Below are 16,861 nucleotides of genomic sequence, written 5' to 3' on the forward strand. Positions count from 1 at the left end.
GTGGCTAAGATGGGGATTTCGGTATTCGTTTGCGGGCAAGGAGCCATATGGGCGGCATCACAGGAGTGTTCGGGCATGTGCCCGATGATCCCTTCGCCGACGACTCCGATAGGGGCAAGTCCCGTGGCAAGGGGCGTCAGGGCCGTTCCTGGCGTGCCGCCCATACCGACGATGACTTGGATGATCTGGGAGGTTTCGGCGGGTTCGACGATCTGGATGATGCATACCCCTACGATGACTCCGATGACGCCGACGACCTCGACGAAGCCGCTGACGCCGACAACCCCTTCGCCTACGTAACCGGAGCTCCCCGTGTGTTCGGCTCGGCCAGTGAGAGCTCTACGGACTTTGCTCGCGCCCTGTCGCGCCTGTCTCATCAGTCGGATCATGCCGCCGTGCCGATCGCAGCGTTGAAAGCCGATATGGAGATCTCCGTCTCCCAGGCCGTGCTGTCCCGCGCGCAAGGCATCGCGCGCCGCAGCGAAAGCATGCTGATCGATCCCTCGTACCATGAGAACACCGGATACGGCGAGCTTGACGCGTCCGTCCGCGGCACGACCAGCCCCTCCGACTGTTACGACACCAATGTGCAGTTCGATCTTAACGACGGCGAGATGTCCGGCGGCAGCTGCTCATGCCCCGCCTACCAGCGCGGTTACGGCATCTGCAAGCATATGGCCGCCGTGGTGCTTGTCTTCTGCGACGAGCCGCGACTGTTCGAAGGCTACACTGCTGGCCCGGCCCGCCCTTCCAGAGCGTTGATGGCGTATATGGAACGCGAGGACGACCGTGAGGTGCGCGCCCGGCGGGCCCGGCGCGAGGCTCTGTTCGCGCGTCTCGACTCGGCGTCGAGCGAGTCAGCGTCACGCCGCGCATCATCCGCCCGAAGCAACGCCGGCCGGGCCTATGGGGATTACGGCCGACCCTCCACGTCGCCGCGGGCCTTGATCTTCGAGTCGGACACCGTCGCGCCCGGCGGCGTGCATCTGCATCCGATTTTGAGTTTCATCGACGGCGTGTGGAGCGTGGAGTTCCTGATCGGCGCGCCAGCCAACGGTTCGTCGTATGTGCTCAAATCGATTCCCCGACTGGTGAACGACCTGCGCGACGGCGTGTACGTGAACTACGGCAAGAAACTCGCCTTCACCCATACCGAGAATATGTTCGACGCCGAATCGCGTGGAATCATGCGCTGGCTTTCCACGGCGATGGCCGCGCGCCAGGCCGCCGAACGGCAGGACCGGTATTACGGGCACATCCCCATCGACCGCCACCTGACGCTCGGCGAGCCGGAGGTCGCCGCCCTGCTGAACCTGTGCGAAGGCGGGGGAGTCGGCCTGGTATTGGACACATGGTTCCACAACCAGCCGTCCAGCGTGTGGGTGGACGGCTCGCAGGCGGAACTGTCGGTGACGATCCGCCGGCGCGATACGCGGGTGTACGGCGACGACGCCGGCTATCTGCTGACCGGCACGCCCGCGGTGGAGACGGTGATCCACGGCGATGACGACGACTGGCTGCTGCTCGCCTCCGAAGAGCCGGTGGGATACGCGGCCGCGTTGACGCTGAAGGACCGCCGTCTGATGGAGACCCGCCGCAAACCCGCGTCGGGATGCCGGTTCATGCGCTGCCCCAAACGCGCGCGTCCGCTGTCCTCGCTGATCGGCGAACTGTTCGAGCCCGACGGTGAGGGTCAGCCGATCGCCGGCGATGATATGGCGCTGTTCGCCCGCACGCTGCTGCCGCGGCTGATCGAAACGGGATTGGTCGACGAGGGTGAGATGCCCCATGAGCTCGCCGAGTTGCGCCCGGTCGAATGCGTGGGCGAATTCTATCTCGACCGCGACGAGCATGGCGTGCTGTGCGAGGTCAAAGCCCGCTACGGCGAGCATCGCATATCGGTGATGCCGATGATTCCCGGCGAATCCGTGCCCGTCGGGCGCGACTATGACACGGAACGGCTGCTGATGGACGTGATGCGGCAGTTCTTCGCCACGCCGTCCGCTGTAGGCGCGCGGGGAGGGGCAGGGCGAGCGAAGCAGCGTGAATTCGGCCAGCCCACGCCGTCCCGCACGCGCGAGCCGCGTACCGCGTATATCAACTACGACGACACGACGCAACTCATCCGCCTATTCGACGAAGGTCTCGCGGCCTTGCGGTCCGTGGGCACCGTCTACACCACACCGGCCTTCGACCGACTGCTCGCGCCCAAACCGCCAAGCGTCAAAGTCGGACTCTCCATCAAAGGTAACCTTGTGGAGATCTCGCCTATCGCCGACGAAGTGCCGCCCGATGAGGTGGGCTCGCTGCTCGCCTCCTACCGACGCCGCCAGCGCTACCACCAGTTGTCCGACGGCACGCTGGTCAGTCTGCAAGGCGCGCGGCTGGACGCCGTCGACCAACTCGCCAACGAGCTGGGGCTTGACGAGCAGCAACTCAACTCCGGCCTGATCGAACTGCCCGGGCATCAGGCGTTCCTATTGGACGGCGAACTGCCCGACGACGGTTCCGACGCGGTGAAGGACGCCGCCTTCCGCGAGTATGTGGACGACCTGCGCGTCATCGACCCCAGCCGATACGAGGTGCCGGAAACACTGGCCGCCGTGCTGCGGCCTTATCAGGCCGAAGGCTACCGCTGGCTGCGCACCCTGTGCGACAAAGGCTTCGGTGGCATCCTCGCCGACGAGATGGGCTTGGGCAAATCCGTGCAGCTGATCGCCTTGCTGGCGGCGCGCTCGCAGGAGAGTGGCGGGAGGGATCCCTCGACTGTGCTCGGGATGACGGGAGTGGTTTCGCTGATTGTTTGTCCGGCTTCGTTGGTGTATAACTGGGCTGCGGAATTCGCCAAATTCGCGCCCGGCATCGACGCGCGCACGGTGGCCGGCAGCAAAGCCGAACGTCGTGCCGCCATCGCCCGGGCCTTTGAAGAGCGCGATCAAGCCGCTTCGGGCGTGGTACTGATCACCTCATACGACCTGCTGCGCCGCGACGTGGAGGAATACACGAAGCCCGACCGTCGATTCGACGTGATGGCGCTTGACGAGGCGCAGTACATCAAAAACCACACCACGCAGGTCGCCAAAGCGGTGAAAGCCGTCGCGGCCGACCATCGCTTCGCGCTGACCGGCACGCCGATCGAGAACCGGCTGAGCGAGTTGTGGAGCATCTTCGATTTTCTGATGCCCGGCCTGCTCGGCTCCTACAAGCGCTTCCACGAACGCTACGAGCTGCCGATCGCCAACGGTCGCGCCGCCGATTCCGCCACCGCCGAAGGCCGTGCCGCGGCCCAGGTCAATCCCGAATCCGCGCGTGTGGCCCACCGTCTGCAATCGTTGGTGGGCGTGTTCATCAAACGCCGGCTCAAATCCCAAGTGCTCACCGACCTGCCCGACAAACTCGAATCCGTGGTCACCGTGCGGCTCTCCGGCGAACAGCGCAAACTCTACGCCGCCCACGAGCAGCGTCTGCGCATGCAGCTGGAGCACAGCGACACCGCCGATTTCAACACCTCCAAAATCCGCATCCTCGCCGAACTCACCAAACTGCGGCAGCTCTGCTGCGATCCGAGACTGCTGTACAGCGACGCCAAAGACCAGTCGGCCAAACTCGCCGCCATCGAGGAACTGGTGGCCAACTGCATGGACGAAGGCAAGAAGGTGCTGGTGTTCTCGCAGTTCACCAGCTTCCTGGAGATGATCGCCGAGCGTTTCGACGCGCACGGCATCCGCCATTACTCCATCACCGGCTCCACGCCGAAGAAGCGGCGCTTGGAATTGGTGGACCTGTTCAACGCGGACGATACGCCGGCGTTCCTGATCTCATTGAAGGCCGGCAATACGGGATTGAATCTGGTGGGTGCCAGTGTGGTGGTGCACGCCGACCCGTGGTGGAACGCCGCCGCGCAGGATCAGGCCACCGACCGCGCGCATCGCATCGGACAGACCCAAGACGTCAGCGTGTACCAAGTGGTGGCGGAAGACACCATCGAGGAGCGCATCCTGGAGCTGCAGCATACGAAAAGCGAGCTCGCACGCCAATTCACCGACGCCTCCGCGCTCGGCTCGGACGCGCCCGGCGTCGCCTCCATCGCCTCCCTCACCAAGGATGATCTGCTCGACCTGCTGGGCTGACGCTCACCGGGGAATCGCACGCCGGGCAATACCGCCGCGTTGCTCAACGGCAGGGCTGACGCTCACTCGGGAATCACAATGGAGGGCGCGAGCAGAATATGGTGGTTCTCCGCCTGACTGTTGCCGCGCTCGGCTCGGCTGCCTCGTGAATCGAGCCGCTCCTGAATGATGCGCACGATCTCCTTCGCGCTTTGCGCGAGGGGCTGGTCGACGGTGGGCAGTTTCAGCGATTGCGCGGAGACGGTGTTGTCGAATCCCGTCACCGTGATGTTCGCGCCGGCCGGCATCGCCATCACCGCGCCGGTGGCGAGCGTGTCGCTGACGCATACCACCGCGTCGATGTCCGGATTGCGCTCCAGCAGCTCCGCGCAGGCGGTTTGTCCGGCGGTGATATCGTCCTCGGCTTCGGCGCACAGGCCGCTCAGTTCCTCGGGGGATGCCATTTTGGCGTCCAGCATGGTCTCCTGCCAACCCATTCGGCGGTCCATGCCCGTTCCCGACAGGCCCGGCCATCCGATGAAGGCGATGCGTTTGTGCCCACGCAGAATCAGGTGGCTGGTCATCCGCGCGATGCCGTGCCTGCCGTCGACGTCGACCCACGGCACGTCGGGGTCGTACATGTCGTCAAGTCCCCACGGGCGTCCGAACAGCACAAAGGTCTGACGGTGCTCGATAAGCCAGTCGATGCGCGGATCGTTGTGGCCCGTGTCAGTCAGCACGAACGAATCCACGTCGCCGCCGGAGGTGAGCGCTTTGAACTGGCGGAGCTCATCCTGGTACGAATCGGTTTTGTAGAGGATGACGCGGATGTCGTTGGCGTCCGCTTCGGTGGCCAGCGCGTGCAGCAGTCGGTCGTAGACGCGCGAATAGCTGACGGGGGCGATGCCGATGGCGATGGTGTTGCTGCGTTGCGTGCGCAGCCTGCGCGCCGAGGCGTTGGGGGTGTAGCCGAGCCGGGCGATCGAATCGGTCACCAGCGTGCGTGTGGTGGGCTTGACGATGTCGGGATTGTTGATGCAGTTCGACACGGTCTGTGGTGAGACGCCTGCATCCCTTGCCACGTCTTTGATGCTGACCATGCCGCGTCCTTCCCCTTGATTCCTGCCCAAGCTTGCCAGTCGACGGCGACGGTGCGCGGCTCGACTTGACAGATGTGATTGTTATTGTATAACATAAGAATCACTTTTGGAACGTAAAAACCAAGGTGTCGACATTCAGTGATGAACAGTCAGGCGTGTTTCCGCAAGGAATGCATAATCAAGATTGTAATTACGAATGTTTTTATTTTGGTTAAAAATTAGAACGTTCTAAAAGAGGTTGTTGAGGTGGTGAACAATCAGCACCCAAGCTGAAAGGAACTCGAAGATGAGGCGTAAAACACAGGCCGCGCTGGCGGCTTCGGTAGCGATGATGACCATGCTGGCCGGCTGCGGCGGCGGTTTCGACGACGACGCGTCCAGCAGCGCCGACGGACTGACCAACGACAGCTCGCAGGAGCTGACGGTACTGATCGGCTCGTCCGGCGACGCCGAGACGGAGGCGGTGAAGGCCGCCGTGGCGGCATGGTGCGAGGAAAGCGGGCAGAAGGCGACGGTGCAGGTGGCCAACGACCTGACCCAGCAGCTTTCTCAAGGATTCGCGGGCGGAGACCCCGCCGACGTGTTCTATCTGGCACCCGAACAGCTGGCGGGATACGCGTCGAACGGCTCGCTGCTGGCGTACGGCGACTACATCGACACCGACGGCTTCTACGACAATCTGCTGCAGACGTTCACCTACGACGGCGAACTGTATGCCGCTCCCAAGGATGTGTCCACCCTGCAGCTGGTCATCAACACGGATATGTGGTCGGCGGCTGGCCTGACCGAAGCCGACTATCCCACCACATGGGACGAGCTGGCCGAGGTCGCTGCCAAACTCACCACGGACGACCACGTCGGACTAGCGTTCAGCGGCGAGTACGCGCGCATCGGCGTGTTCATGAAGCAGGCGGGCGGCGGTCTGGTCAGCGATGACGGCACGACCGCGATCGCGAACACCGACGAAACCGTCGAAGGCCTGCAGGAAGTCAAAACACTGCTGGAAAGCGGCAACGCCGCCTACGCGGCCGACCTCGGCACCGGCTGGGGCGGCGAGGCGTTCGGCACCGGTGCCGCCGCGATGGCCATCGAAGGCAACTGGATCACCGGCGGCATGTCCGCCGACTACCCCGACGTGAACTACACGGTTGTCGAACTGCCCGAAGGCCCCGCCGGCAAGGGCACCATGCACTTCACCAACGGCTGGGGCATCGCCGCCGACAGCCCGAACCAGGAAGGCGCCGTCAGCCTGGTCGAATATCTGACCAGTGATGATGTGGTGATGGACTTCGCCGAAGCCTTCGGCATCATGCCGGCCAGCACGACGCTGGCGGACACCTGGAAGTCCACGTTCCCCGAGCTCAGCGCCTTCATGGACGGACTGGACTACTCCGTCACCGTTCCCACGGCCAAGGGCGCCTCCGATGTGATCACCGAATTCAACGCCCAGATCGAAGGACTCAAGAGCGGCGACGTGCAGTCGATCCTCGACGACACCCAAACCAACCTCGAGGCCATTCTGTAAGCCATCCGCCCAAGTCGGCCGGCTAGGCCCTACCTCGCCGGCAACGCAGCCACCACGGTTGCGCTGCCGGCGGGCGCGGCCGCACGCGCCGAAGACGCGGAACTCACGGAAGACGTGATGCAAGGAGGGTTGCCAGACATGACATTCGCAACGCGCAACGGCGCGCATCCAAAGAACAAGCGGGAGTCCAAGCGCCAAGGCTCCGCCGCAAGCCAGCGTATCAACAGGCGCAACGAGGAGATCTCAGGATGGCTGTTCTGCCTGCCGATGATCGTCATCCTCGGTGTGTTCCTCGTCATCCCCATCATCATGGCGCTGTGGGTGAGCTTCTCGAATTGGAGCGGCCGCGGCACCCCATTCGGCAGCAACGTGGACTTCGTCGGACTGGAGAACTACCAGGACGTGCTCACGACGCCCGGACTGGCGCAGCGCGATTTCGGCACCGCCATCCGCAATAACCTGTGGTACACGCTGCTGGTCATCCCGCTGCAGACGATCATCTCCCTGCTGCTGGCGGTGATGCTCAACCGCAAAATCCTCAAGGCCCGAGGATTCTTCCGCACGGCCTTCTATTTCCCCTCCGTCACCAGCTCCGTGGCCATTACGGTGCTGTGGCTGTTCCTGTTCAACGCCTCCGGCACCATCAACGCGATTCTCGGATGGTTCGGCGTCGAAGGCCCGAATTGGTTCAACGATTCGCGCGGACTGCTCCATATCGCGTTGGATGCGATGGGCGTGACGCAGGGTCCCGCGGCGCTTACGGGCACCGAATTCCTCGGCGTGAGCCTGTGGGATTGGCTGGCCGGACCATCCGTGGCGATGTTCGCCATCATCCTGATGGTGGTGTTCACCACATCGGGAACCTTCATGCTGATGTTCATCGCCGCTTTGCAAAGCATCGGCGAGGCTACCGACGAGGCGGCCATCATGGATGGGGCCACCACATGGCAGCGCCTGTGGAAAGTCACCGTCCCGCAGCTCAAACCCACGATCTTCACCGTGGTGACCCTGGGCATCATCGGCACATGGCAGGTGTTCGACCAGATCTACACCGGCACCCAAGGCGGACCCGCGAAAACGACGCTCACCCCCGCCTACCTGTCGTACAGCGCCGCCTTCAACAGCCAGGAATGGGGTAGGGGCGCGGCCATCGCCTTCGTGCTGTTCCTCATCATCATCGCGATGACCTGGGCTCAGCGGCAGATTATGAAAGACAAAAAACTGTCCCGCCGCAAGCGGGCCGAATACGAGGCGATGAAGGCCGAGGCCCGTTCCATGAGCCGCGATGAGGTCATGTCGCTGGGCCGACGGCCGAACGCCGCCGCTCCGCAGGCCGTGAATAGGAAAGGGGTATAAGATGTCCCGCGCATCGTCCGCCGCCGTAAGGCATGGAAACCAGCCATGGCTCAAACGCCTGGTCCACAGCGGCATCCTGCTGTACATCCTGTTGATCGCGCTTGCGTTCATCTACATCATGCCGTTCGTGATCCAGGTGGTCACATCCTTCAAAACCGACGCCGACGCCACCTCGAATCCGGTGGCGCTGGTGCCCGAGGTATGGACCACCGCCGCATACAGCAAGCTGTTCCTCAACTCGGACTTTCCCGTGTGGTTCAAGAACTCCTTCGTCGTGACCATCGTGGTGACTTTGGGCAGGGTGTTCTTCGATTCCCTCGCCGGATACGCGTTGTCCCGACTGAACTTCCGCGGCCGCAATCTGGTGTTCGCCGCGTTGGTGGCGGTGATGAGCGTGCCCGGCGTGGTTCTGCTCATCCCGAAGTTCCTCATCATCAAAACCCTGGGCATCTACGATTCCTACGCGGGCATGATTCTGCCGCTGCTGATCGACGCATCCGGCGTGTTCATCATGAAGAACTTCTTCGAATCGGTTCCCCGATCCGTCGAAGAGCAGGCGATGATCGACCGTGCCGGCACGTTCCGCATCTTCTGGTCGATCGTGCTGCCGATGGCGCGTCCCGCGTTGGTGACGATCTCCATCCTCTCGTTCCAGGGATCGTGGAACGAACTGTCCCACTTCATCGTGTCCACGCAATCCTCCGCCCTTACCACCCTGACCAAGGGCGTCGCCTCGCTGGCCAGCGGGCAGTTGTCGTCGGGCAACCAATACCCGGTCAAACTGGCCGCGGCGGTGGTGATGACCATACCGGTGGCCGTGCTGTTCTTCATCTTCCAGAAACAGATCATGAACAGCTCGGAGGGGTCGGTCAAGGAATAAACGCCGCCCGACGGCATACGGCAATACGAACAACTCAAACTATGGAGAAGCGATAACGATGCAGAACAACGAGACGCGACGGATGCGCCAGCCTTGGATGCATGATATGAAGCCGTTGGTGTATGCGCCCGCCCAGCTATGGTGCGCGCCGGACGGTGTGGTCGACGCGGCCGTGGGCCATGCGGGGGCGGAATCGATAGCAGGATTCTATCTTGGAGACACGCGGATCGTCTCCGCCATCGGCCTGCGGGTGGACGGCGAGGAGCCGACCCCCATCAGCTGGAGTTCCCAAAGCAAGGGCGAGAGCCGGTCCACGCTGGTCGCGCGCAATATCGAAGGCCCCACGGTCGACCCGCAGATGCGTGTGCACGAATACCGTTGCGTGCGCGCCGACGGTTTCACCGAGCGTGTCGCTCTGCGAAGCGCGTTGGATGAGGACCGCACGGTCCGTCTTGAGATATCGATGAGATTCGATATGTCCACGATGCAGGAGGTGAAGGGCGGCATTGAATCCTTCGCGGCGCAAAGCGGCAAGGTGGCGCTTCGCCCGCTGGAGGCATGCGATGGCACGGGCGACTCGACGGTGGTTCCACGCTATGGCACGGCCGTCGAATGCGGCGAGATATCCGCGGTTATCGCGGCGTCCGCAGCTTCCGGAGCCTCGCCGGCCGGCGATGAGATTCCGCAGGTCCTCATATCGGGACTCGAATGCGTGTTCGTCTGGAATCTGACGGTGCCTGCGCGCGGCGGGCGCGAAGTGGCGCTGGACCTGCACGTCAGCACCCCGCGCAATGCCGTTATGGCGGCGGGTGGTCCCTGCCCGTGGGCTGGTGTGCGCGTGCATGCCGACGACAATCGTCTGGAACGCTGGGCGAATGTGTCGTTGCGTGACCTCGACGGCCTGCGCATGTCGGTTCCGGCCTTGCCCCACGATGAGTTCCTGGCAGCCGGAGCCCCTTGGTTCTTCACGCTGTTCGGTCGCGACTCGCTGTGGGCGGCCCGGTTCATGCTGCCTTTGACCACGCGTACGGCCATGGGCACGCTGCGCACGCTCGCCCACTTCCAATCCCGCACATCGGATCCGCAGACCAACGCAAGCCCCGGAAAGATCATGCATGAGCTGCGTGCCGAACCGCTGGTCTCCACCGGCGCGTTCGCCTCCGATGGGATGACGCTGCCGCCGCTGTATTACGGCACCATCGACGCGACCCCGCTGTGGATCATCCTGCTCGCGCAGGCCGCGCGCTGGGGCGCGCCCGAAGACGAGGTGCGCGCGCTGCTGCCGAATCTCGAAGCGGCGTTGGCCTGGCTGCGGGATTGGGGCGATTGCGACGGCGACGGCTTCCTGGAATACATCGACGAAACCGGTCACGGACTGAGCAATCAGGGCTGGAAGGATTCGGGCGACTCGGTGCGTTGGAACGACGGCACCATCGCGCAGGGGCCGATCGCCCTATGCGAAGTGCAGGGCTATGCCTATCAGGCCGCCATGCTGGGCGCCGACCTGCTGGAACGCTTCGGCTGCGACGGCGCGCAGGACTGGCGCGCGTGGGCGGCGGAACTCAAAGACCGGTTCAACAAGAGCTTCTGGGTTGAGGACGAGCGCGGCCGATATCCGGCGATCGCCTTGGATGCGAGCAAGCGTCCTGTCGACGCGCTGACCAGCAACATCGGGCATCTGCTGGGCACCGGCATCCTCGACGAGCAGGGCGTGCGCGACGTGGTCGCGCGTCTGGTCGGCGACGACATGATGAGCGGATACGGCGTGCGCACGATGAGCAGTTCGGCTGGCGGGTACTCTCCCGACAGCTATCATTGCGGATCGGTGTGGGCCCACGACAGCGCCATCGTCATGTGCGGACTGCAAGCCGAAGGATACGTCGAGGAAGCGGCAGCCATCGCCGAAGGATTGGTGCGCGCCGCGGAGCGATTCGACTACCAGATTCCAGAACTGTATTCGGGCGAGGCGGGGGAGAACGCTCCCGCGCCGTATCCGGCGGCCTGCCATCCCCAGGCGTGGTCGGCGGCCTCGTCGGTGGCGGTGCTTTCGGTACTGCTCGGTCTGAACCCCGACGGCGACTCCATCGCGGATAGTACTCCGTGCGAGGCCCCATTGGCCCGCGGACTGCGCATCGAGCGGTAGAGCGGCCGGTCGGGCGCGCATCGGACGCACAAGCGACGTGCCACCCTCATCAGTGGTATAGGCTGTGAGGGTGGCACGAGAGCGGAAAACGGAGAAATACGAGCGGGGCACGCGGTCGTACACGATGTCGCGCATCCGCGGCAAAGACACCTCCATCGAGGTGATGGTGCGCCGCTACCTGTTCTCACGCGGCCTTCGGTTCCGTAAGAACGACAAACGCCATCCGGGGCATCCCGACGTGGTGCTGCCGCGCTGGCGCACCATCGTGTTCGTCAACGGATGCTTCTGGCATATGCATGACGACTGCCCCAAAGGCGTGCGCAATCCCAAATCCAATGTGGAGTTCTGGAGTGCGAAACTGCTGCGCAACCGCGAACGCGACATGATGCAGCGGGCTCAACTCGAGGCGGACGGCTGGCATGTCATCACCGTATGGGAGTGCGAATTGACGAAAGCCGCTCGCGAGGAGCGGCTTGCACGTCTTTATGAGCAGATTGCCGGCCAGGCTTCCGACATGACCGCGGGAGGGACGGGCGATGCTGCGTCGGGGCCGGATACTGCGCCGGGGCCGGATACTGCCGGCGTCAGTCCTCGAACGGGAACTTCAGACCCCAGCGCACACGAATCGCATCCATAAGCTCCATAATGCGCACCGTGTCCTTATGCGGCATGGCCTCGCATTCGGTTTTGCCGTCCAGGAGCGCATTCGCCGCGTCCGCAACCTCATACTCGTAGCCGGTGAGCTGCGCGGGCACCTCCACATGGCGCGCCAGCTGATGGTCCGCGCCATACACGTCGATGCCTTCCGGATTGTTGATGTTGTGCACCACCAGATATCCCTTGGTGCCCCACACGTAGCCGCCGCGGTCGGAGGCGGCGACCATCGAGCTTGCGGAGATGGCCATCACGCCGTCGTCGTAATACAGTGTGGTGGAGTTCTGCGCGTCCACGCCGGTCTCATGCGCCACCATGGAGGTGTCCATATGGTCGATTGCGCGGCCGTGGTCGGCACCCACCGCCATATCGATGAAATTCAGCGGATACACGCCCACGTCGAGCAGCGCGCCGCCGGCCGTGTTCGGATCGGTCATACGCGCCTTGCCCGACACCGGATAGCATAGGTTCGCGCTTACGGACTTGACCTCGCCGATCTCACCCGATTCGATGATTTCGTTGATGATCTGGCGGCTGGGCATGTAGCGCGTCCAAATCGCCTCCGTGCACAGCATGCTGGTTTCGTCGGCCACGGCCAGCATCTCGCGGGCCTGGACGGCGTTCGCGGTGAAGGACTTCTCCACCAGCACGTTCTTGCCGGCCTTCATGCACAGAATCGCATGCTCGGCGTGCAGACTGTGCGGCGTGGCGACATACACCAAGTCCACGGCCGGATCGGCCACCAGATCCTCATACGAGCCATACGCCTGATCGAATCCCCACTGGTCGGCGAAAGCCTGCGCGCGGTCCAAATCACGGGCGGCCACCGCATACGGGTGGATCAGATCCGCATAACGGGGGTCGGCGGCCATTTTGACCAACGTGTCGGCCATGGTGTGCGCGATGCGTCCCGCGCCCAGAATGGCGACGTTCACCTTCTCATCATTGGTGTCGAATGCTGCGCGAGTGCCGTTCAGCCTGCTCATGGTTCTCCTTTGAACATCGGTGTGATTCGTTCCACCCCAGTATACGAGGGGAGGGCGGTCGATGAATGTCCCGAATCGCGGTTACAACGACATTATGGAAAGCGCAGCACAGCAGCAGTCACAGCCCTCCGATTCCGTCAAGACGCCCATCGGCGGCCCAGCGCCGATGCCCGCGATGTCGCGGCGCGCGGCGGAATCCAACCCCTTCCGCGCGATGGTGTTCGGCGAGAAAGCCGACCGTATGATCGCGGACGGCATCGACGTGATCAAACTCAGTCTCGGTGAACCCGACTTCGGCGCGCCGCCCGCCGTGCGTGACGCGATGCGCGAACAGTACGACGGCCGCGCCCTGCCTTACACCGCGGCCATGGGACTGCCCGAACTCAGGCGCGCCATCGCCGACTTCTACCGCGAACGGCATGCCCTCGACATCGATCCCAAACGCATCGTCATCACCGCGGGCGGTTCGGCCGCGCTGCTGCTCGCCACCGCGCTAACCGTCGACCCGGGCGACGACGTGATGGTCGCCGACCCCTCATATCCGTGCAACCGCGAACTCGTGCGCTCCTTCGAAGGCAACGTCGTGGATGTGCCGACCAGCGCCGCGACCCGTTTCCACCTGACGGACGAGCTCGTCGAACGGTATTGGACCGAACGCACCAAAGCCGTGATGATCACCTCGCCCTCGAATCCGACCGGCACCACCATCGACTTCGATATGCTCTCCCGCGTCTGCGCGCTGGCCGCCGGCCGCGGCGCATGGCGCATCGTGGACGAGACCTACCTCGACCTGGCCGACCGCGAGCCGGACGGTACGGAGGTGCGTTCCGTGCTTGCCTGCGATCCGGGCGCCATCGTATGCAACAGCTTCTCCAAATTCTTCGGCATGACCGGATGGCGGCTCGGCTGGGCCATCATGCCCGACGATGACGCCGTCCTCACCGCGGTCGACGACCTGGCCACCAACTATTACCTGTGCGCGCACACGCCCACCCAACATGCTGCGCTTGCCTGCTTCACCCCCGACAGTCTCGCCGAATGCGAGCGCCGCCGTCAGGAGCTGCTTGCCCGGCGCGCCATCGTGGTCGAAGGACTTAAGCGCATCGGCCTGCCCGTGGAGGTGGAGCCGAACGGCGCGTTCTACGCCTACTTCAACATCGCCTCGACCGGGATGGACGCGTGGACCTTCTGCGAGCGCGCGTTGACGGAGGCGCATGTGGCCCTGACTCCCGGTCGTGATTTCGGCGCGGCCACCGCCGACACGCATGTGCGTCTGTCGTACGCCGCCTCTCGCGAGGCGCTGACGGAAGGATTGGAGCGTCTGGGCAGGTTCGTGGGGTGATATCGCACGGTCACATCGGGCGGCAGCGCCCGTGCGACCCCGCGCGGTCACTCACCCAAATCGCGCCGTCCAAACGACGTGTACGCGACGGTCAATGCGACTGCGACCAGCGCCGCGGCCAATAACGCGAACGGGAGCGGGAAGGTGCCGTCCACCAGATCGGCGGGCGGCCAGTAGCGCATGAGGGAGCACAGGCGGGCGATCAGCGATACGCCGGCCTGGTCCGGGAACATGTCGTAGATGACCGCGCCCAGATAACACAGCACCACCGCGCCGCTGCCGGCCAGCGCCGCACGGTCCATGCGGCGGCAGCAGGCGGCCAGCATGGCACCCAGCGCGCAGAACACCAGCGCGATCAGACCCGTCCATGCGGCGAATGCCGACAGCAGTCGCCATGGAATAGTCTTGGCGGCTAAGGTGCCCATCAAAGCGTATCCGGCGGCGGACGACAGCAGATTCACCGCGCAGAACACGATGACGCACACCAATGCCGCCGCGAGTTTGGCGGTGAGGATCGACGCGCGCGAGCGGGGGCGTGTGAACAGGAATTCGCATGTGCCGTCGGTGATCTCGTGGGCCACGGCCCCGTGGCCCAATTGCACGCCGTATGCCGCCGCCATAATGCCGATATAGAACATAAGCACGGCGTAAAAGCCGGGGAATGTGGCCACATTCAAGCCGGACAGTCCCAATACGGCCAGCACGACGGGCGGAAAGGCGTCGATTACCTGTTGGGTGGCTTCGGCGCCGCCGGCGTCGAAGCCGGTGAACTTCATCACACCGACGATGTCGAAGAACACCAGCACGGCGGACCATACCGCCAGTGTTTTGGCGTTGGCTTTGCATTCGATAATGAACACGTTCATTGCGCGCGCACATCCTTTCGCACAAACAGCAGCCAGGATGCGGCGAGGCAGAGCGCGGCCAGCGCGGCGGCTGCGACCAGCCAGCCGGTTTCGAACCGTCCCTCGTTCAGCGCCGTGTCTTGGGAGAAATACAGGAACGGCGCGATCGCGCGCCAAGCGTCCTCGCCGGTGAGCCCGGGCAGCGAGGCCGTGGCGAATCCCATAATGCCCAATCCCGTGGCGATGCCGGCCACCGAACGGACGCGGCGTAGCGATACGCCGAGCAACGCGCCGAACGCGAGGAATACCACGGCCAGCGCGGGGATGGCGAGCGAGGCCACAGCGAGATGGCCGGCCTTGACGCCGGTCCCATCATCCGCGACCATCGCCACCAGCTGCACCGCGCCCACATACAGCGCTCCGACCGCAGCCACGCCGGTGAGGCAGGCGAGCAGCTTGGCCGTGAACATGCCGGTGCGGCTCACCGGCATGGTGAGCAGGAAATCCGCGGTTTTCGCGCGCCGCTCCCGTGAGAACGAACCCAATCCCCATGCGCTTGCCGCGATGGCGATGATCAGGGCGAGATACAGGTAACTGAACCGGTAGAAGCCGGCGAAAGTGAAGATGTCGTCGCTCACGCCGAAGGCCGCCGCGAATTGGGGCGGGAAATTGTCGAGTATCGCCATAACCTGCGGTTTGGCGTCACGGTAGATCGGATAGGCGCCGCCGACGAACAATGCCAGCACACCCAGCAGGGCGACGGCAGTCACGGCGAAACCGCGTACAAGCGAACGCAACTCGAAGAGGAACACATGGATCATCGCGCGGCCTCGGAGATTCCGTTGGTGTCCTCGGCCTCGGCTTGGTCGGGATCGGAGCGCTCGCCGGCGTAGTAGTGCATGAACACCTCTTCGAGCGTCGGCTCGGCGATCTCCACATCGGTCAGGTCGAACGACGCGAGATGGCCGATAAGACGGTTCGCCTCGCCCTCGAACAGGAACGTCGCCGTGGCGTTTCGCTGCGAGGAGGATTGTCCGTTGGTGTCTGGGGTGCTTCCTCCCCGGCTTTCGAGAATCTCAAACGAACGCACGCCGGGCAACGCGGAGAGACGGTCGATATCGGAGGAGCCCGCGGAGCCGGTGGGGAGCGGCATCGTCAGACGCACCTGTCTGACCGATGATCGCCGCATCTCGTCGATGGAGCGCACGGCGATGATCCGGCCATCTTTGATGATGGCCACGCGGTCGCAGATGCGCTGCACCTCACTGAGGATATGGCTGGAGAACAGGATGGTGGCGCCGCGGGCGGCCTCTTCGCGAATCAGGTCGAAGAACGTGCGCTGCATCAACGGATCGAGGCCGCTGGTCGGCTCGTCGAGCATAATGACTTCGGGGGAGTGCAGCAGGCCTTGGATGATGCCCACCTTTTTGCGGTTGCCAAGGCTCATGTCTTCGATTTTGCGGTTCAGGTCCACGTCGAGCCGTTCGGCGAGCTCGCGAATGCGCCTGTCGCAGTCGCGCCCCGGATGGAAGCTGGCCGCATAAGCCAGCAGATCCTTGGCCCGCATGCCGTCGTAGTAGAACACCTCGCTGGGCAGATAGCCTACACGGCGCATGATGTTGACATGGTCGCGTTCGATGTCCAAGCCGAGCACCCGCGCCTGTCCGGAGGTTTTGCGGATCAGCCCCAACAGGGTACGTATGGTGGTGGATTTGCCTGCGCCATTCGGTCCGATGAATCCGAAGATCTCGCCGGGGTGAACGCTGAAGCTGACGTCGTCGATGCCTCGCGCCGCGCCGTAGCGTTTGGTCAGATGGTCGATTTCGATGGCCGGAGGCTGGGAGGAGGGCGAGGTATGGGCGATGGATGCGGTCACGGTGGACTCCTTTGGCTGCCCGATGAGACGCTTCCAGTCTAGACG

11 protein-coding genes and 1 pseudogene are annotated in these 16,861 nt (G+C 63.9%); 7 read left to right on the plus strand and 5 right to left on the minus strand.

Features of this window, described 5'->3' with window-relative positions; genetic code table 11:
* Positions 1-47 precede the first annotated feature (47 nt).
* Positions 48-4,130 (plus strand): DEAD/DEAH box helicase, encoded by a 4,083-nt coding sequence (locus tag AC1AV0_RS06995; RefSeq protein ID WP_476572505.1) that lies wholly within the window; start codon positions 48-50, stop codon positions 4,128-4,130.
* 62 nt (positions 4,131-4,192) lie between these two features.
* Here AC1AV0_RS06995 and AC1AV0_RS07000 read toward each other — a convergent pair whose 3' ends face one another.
* A complete protein-coding gene (locus AC1AV0_RS07000) occupies positions 4,193-5,209 on the minus strand; it encodes a LacI family DNA-binding transcriptional regulator (protein WP_476572507.1) in 1,017 nt (338 codons plus the stop codon).
* Between the two features lie 286 nt (positions 5,210-5,495).
* Between AC1AV0_RS07000 and AC1AV0_RS07005 the strand changes: the two genes are divergently transcribed.
* The 5 genes and pseudogenes from AC1AV0_RS07005 to AC1AV0_RS07025 form a co-directional block, all read left to right on the plus strand.
* Positions 5,496-6,734: a sugar ABC transporter substrate-binding protein gene (locus AC1AV0_RS07005; protein ID WP_476572509.1), complete on the plus strand. Its 1,239-nt coding sequence runs from the start codon at positions 5,496-5,498 to the stop codon at positions 6,732-6,734.
* A 138-nt stretch (positions 6,735-6,872) separates the two neighbouring features.
* Positions 6,873-8,090 carry a carbohydrate ABC transporter permease gene (locus AC1AV0_RS07010; protein WP_476572511.1) on the plus strand — a complete coding sequence of 406 codons (1,218 nt, stop codon included), beginning with the start codon at positions 6,873-6,875 and terminating at the stop codon, positions 8,088-8,090.
* 1 nt (position 8,091) lies between these two features.
* On the plus strand, positions 8,092-8,970 hold the full coding sequence (locus tag AC1AV0_RS07015) for a carbohydrate ABC transporter permease (protein WP_476572513.1): 879 nt from the start codon (positions 8,092-8,094) through the stop codon (positions 8,968-8,970).
* 58 nt (positions 8,971-9,028) lie between these two features.
* Positions 9,029-11,113, plus strand: coding sequence for a glycogen debranching N-terminal domain-containing protein (locus tag AC1AV0_RS07020; protein ID WP_476572515.1), 2,085 nt, complete (start codon positions 9,029-9,031; stop codon positions 11,111-11,113).
* 70 nt (positions 11,114-11,183) lie between these two features.
* Positions 11,184-11,627: pseudogene (locus AC1AV0_RS07025) on the plus strand (very short patch repair endonuclease); the annotation flags it as partial.
* A 70-nt stretch (positions 11,628-11,697) separates the two neighbouring features.
* On the opposite strand, the gene AC1AV0_RS07030 reads toward AC1AV0_RS07025, so the two are convergent.
* The gene (locus tag AC1AV0_RS07030; RefSeq protein WP_476572517.1) at positions 11,698-12,753 is read right to left on the minus strand and encodes a Gfo/Idh/MocA family protein; all 1,056 of its coding nucleotides are present in this window, start codon (positions 12,751-12,753) and stop codon (positions 11,698-11,700) included.
* 175 nt (positions 12,754-12,928) lie between these two features.
* Between AC1AV0_RS07030 and AC1AV0_RS07035 the strand changes: the two genes are divergently transcribed.
* Complete coding sequence (locus AC1AV0_RS07035) at positions 12,929-14,095, plus strand: aminotransferase class I/II-fold pyridoxal phosphate-dependent enzyme (protein WP_476572595.1); 1,167 nt, start codon at positions 12,929-12,931, stop codon at positions 14,093-14,095.
* 47 nt (positions 14,096-14,142) lie between these two features.
* Here the strand turns inward: AC1AV0_RS07035 and AC1AV0_RS07040 are convergent, their stop codons facing one another.
* The 3 genes from AC1AV0_RS07040 to AC1AV0_RS07050 are packed head-to-tail and all read right to left on the minus strand — an operon-like array spanning position 14,143 to position 16,816.
* The gene (locus tag AC1AV0_RS07040; protein ID WP_476572519.1) at positions 14,143-14,961 is read right to left on the minus strand and encodes an ABC transporter permease subunit; all 819 of its coding nucleotides are present in this window, start codon (positions 14,959-14,961) and stop codon (positions 14,143-14,145) included.
* The gene (locus AC1AV0_RS07045) at positions 14,958-15,761 is read right to left on the minus strand and encodes an ABC transporter permease (RefSeq protein WP_476572521.1); all 804 of its coding nucleotides are present in this window, start codon (positions 15,759-15,761) and stop codon (positions 14,958-14,960) included. The genes AC1AV0_RS07040 and AC1AV0_RS07045 overlap by 4 nt, the downstream gene beginning before the upstream one ends.
* The gene (locus AC1AV0_RS07050; RefSeq protein ID WP_476572523.1) at positions 15,758-16,816 is read right to left on the minus strand and encodes an ABC transporter ATP-binding protein; all 1,059 of its coding nucleotides are present in this window, start codon (positions 16,814-16,816) and stop codon (positions 15,758-15,760) included. Before AC1AV0_RS07050 ends, AC1AV0_RS07045 begins: the two co-directional genes overlap by 4 nt.
* Positions 16,817-16,861: the final 45 nt, after the last annotated feature.

This window comes from Bifidobacterium sp. LH_558 (assembly GCF_056356295.1).

Coding starts and splice junctions, on each gene's coding strand:
- AC1AV0_RS07010 (WP_476572511.1), top strand. CDS start 6,873: ATGACATTCGCAACGCGCAACGGCGCGCATCCAAAGAACAAGCGGGAG.
- AC1AV0_RS07045 (WP_476572521.1), bottom strand. CDS start 15,761: ATGATCCATGTGTTCCTCTTCGAGTTGCGTTCGCTTGTACGCGGTTTC.
- AC1AV0_RS07000 (WP_476572507.1), bottom strand. CDS start 5,209: ATGGTCAGCATCAAAGACGTGGCAAGGGATGCAGGCGTCTCACCACAG.
- AC1AV0_RS07040 (WP_476572519.1), bottom strand. CDS start 14,961: ATGAACGTGTTCATTATCGAATGCAAAGCCAACGCCAAAACACTGGCG.
- AC1AV0_RS07015 (WP_476572513.1), top strand. CDS start 8,092: ATGTCCCGCGCATCGTCCGCCGCCGTAAGGCATGGAAACCAGCCATGG.
- AC1AV0_RS07005 (WP_476572509.1), top strand. CDS start 5,496: ATGAGGCGTAAAACACAGGCCGCGCTGGCGGCTTCGGTAGCGATGATG.
- AC1AV0_RS06995 (WP_476572505.1), top strand. CDS start 48: ATGGGCGGCATCACAGGAGTGTTCGGGCATGTGCCCGATGATCCCTTC.
- AC1AV0_RS07035 (WP_476572595.1), top strand. CDS start 12,929: ATGTCGCGGCGCGCGGCGGAATCCAACCCCTTCCGCGCGATGGTGTTC.
- AC1AV0_RS07030 (WP_476572517.1), bottom strand. CDS start 12,753: ATGAGCAGGCTGAACGGCACTCGCGCAGCATTCGACACCAATGATGAG.
- AC1AV0_RS07020 (WP_476572515.1), top strand. CDS start 9,029: ATGCAGAACAACGAGACGCGACGGATGCGCCAGCCTTGGATGCATGAT.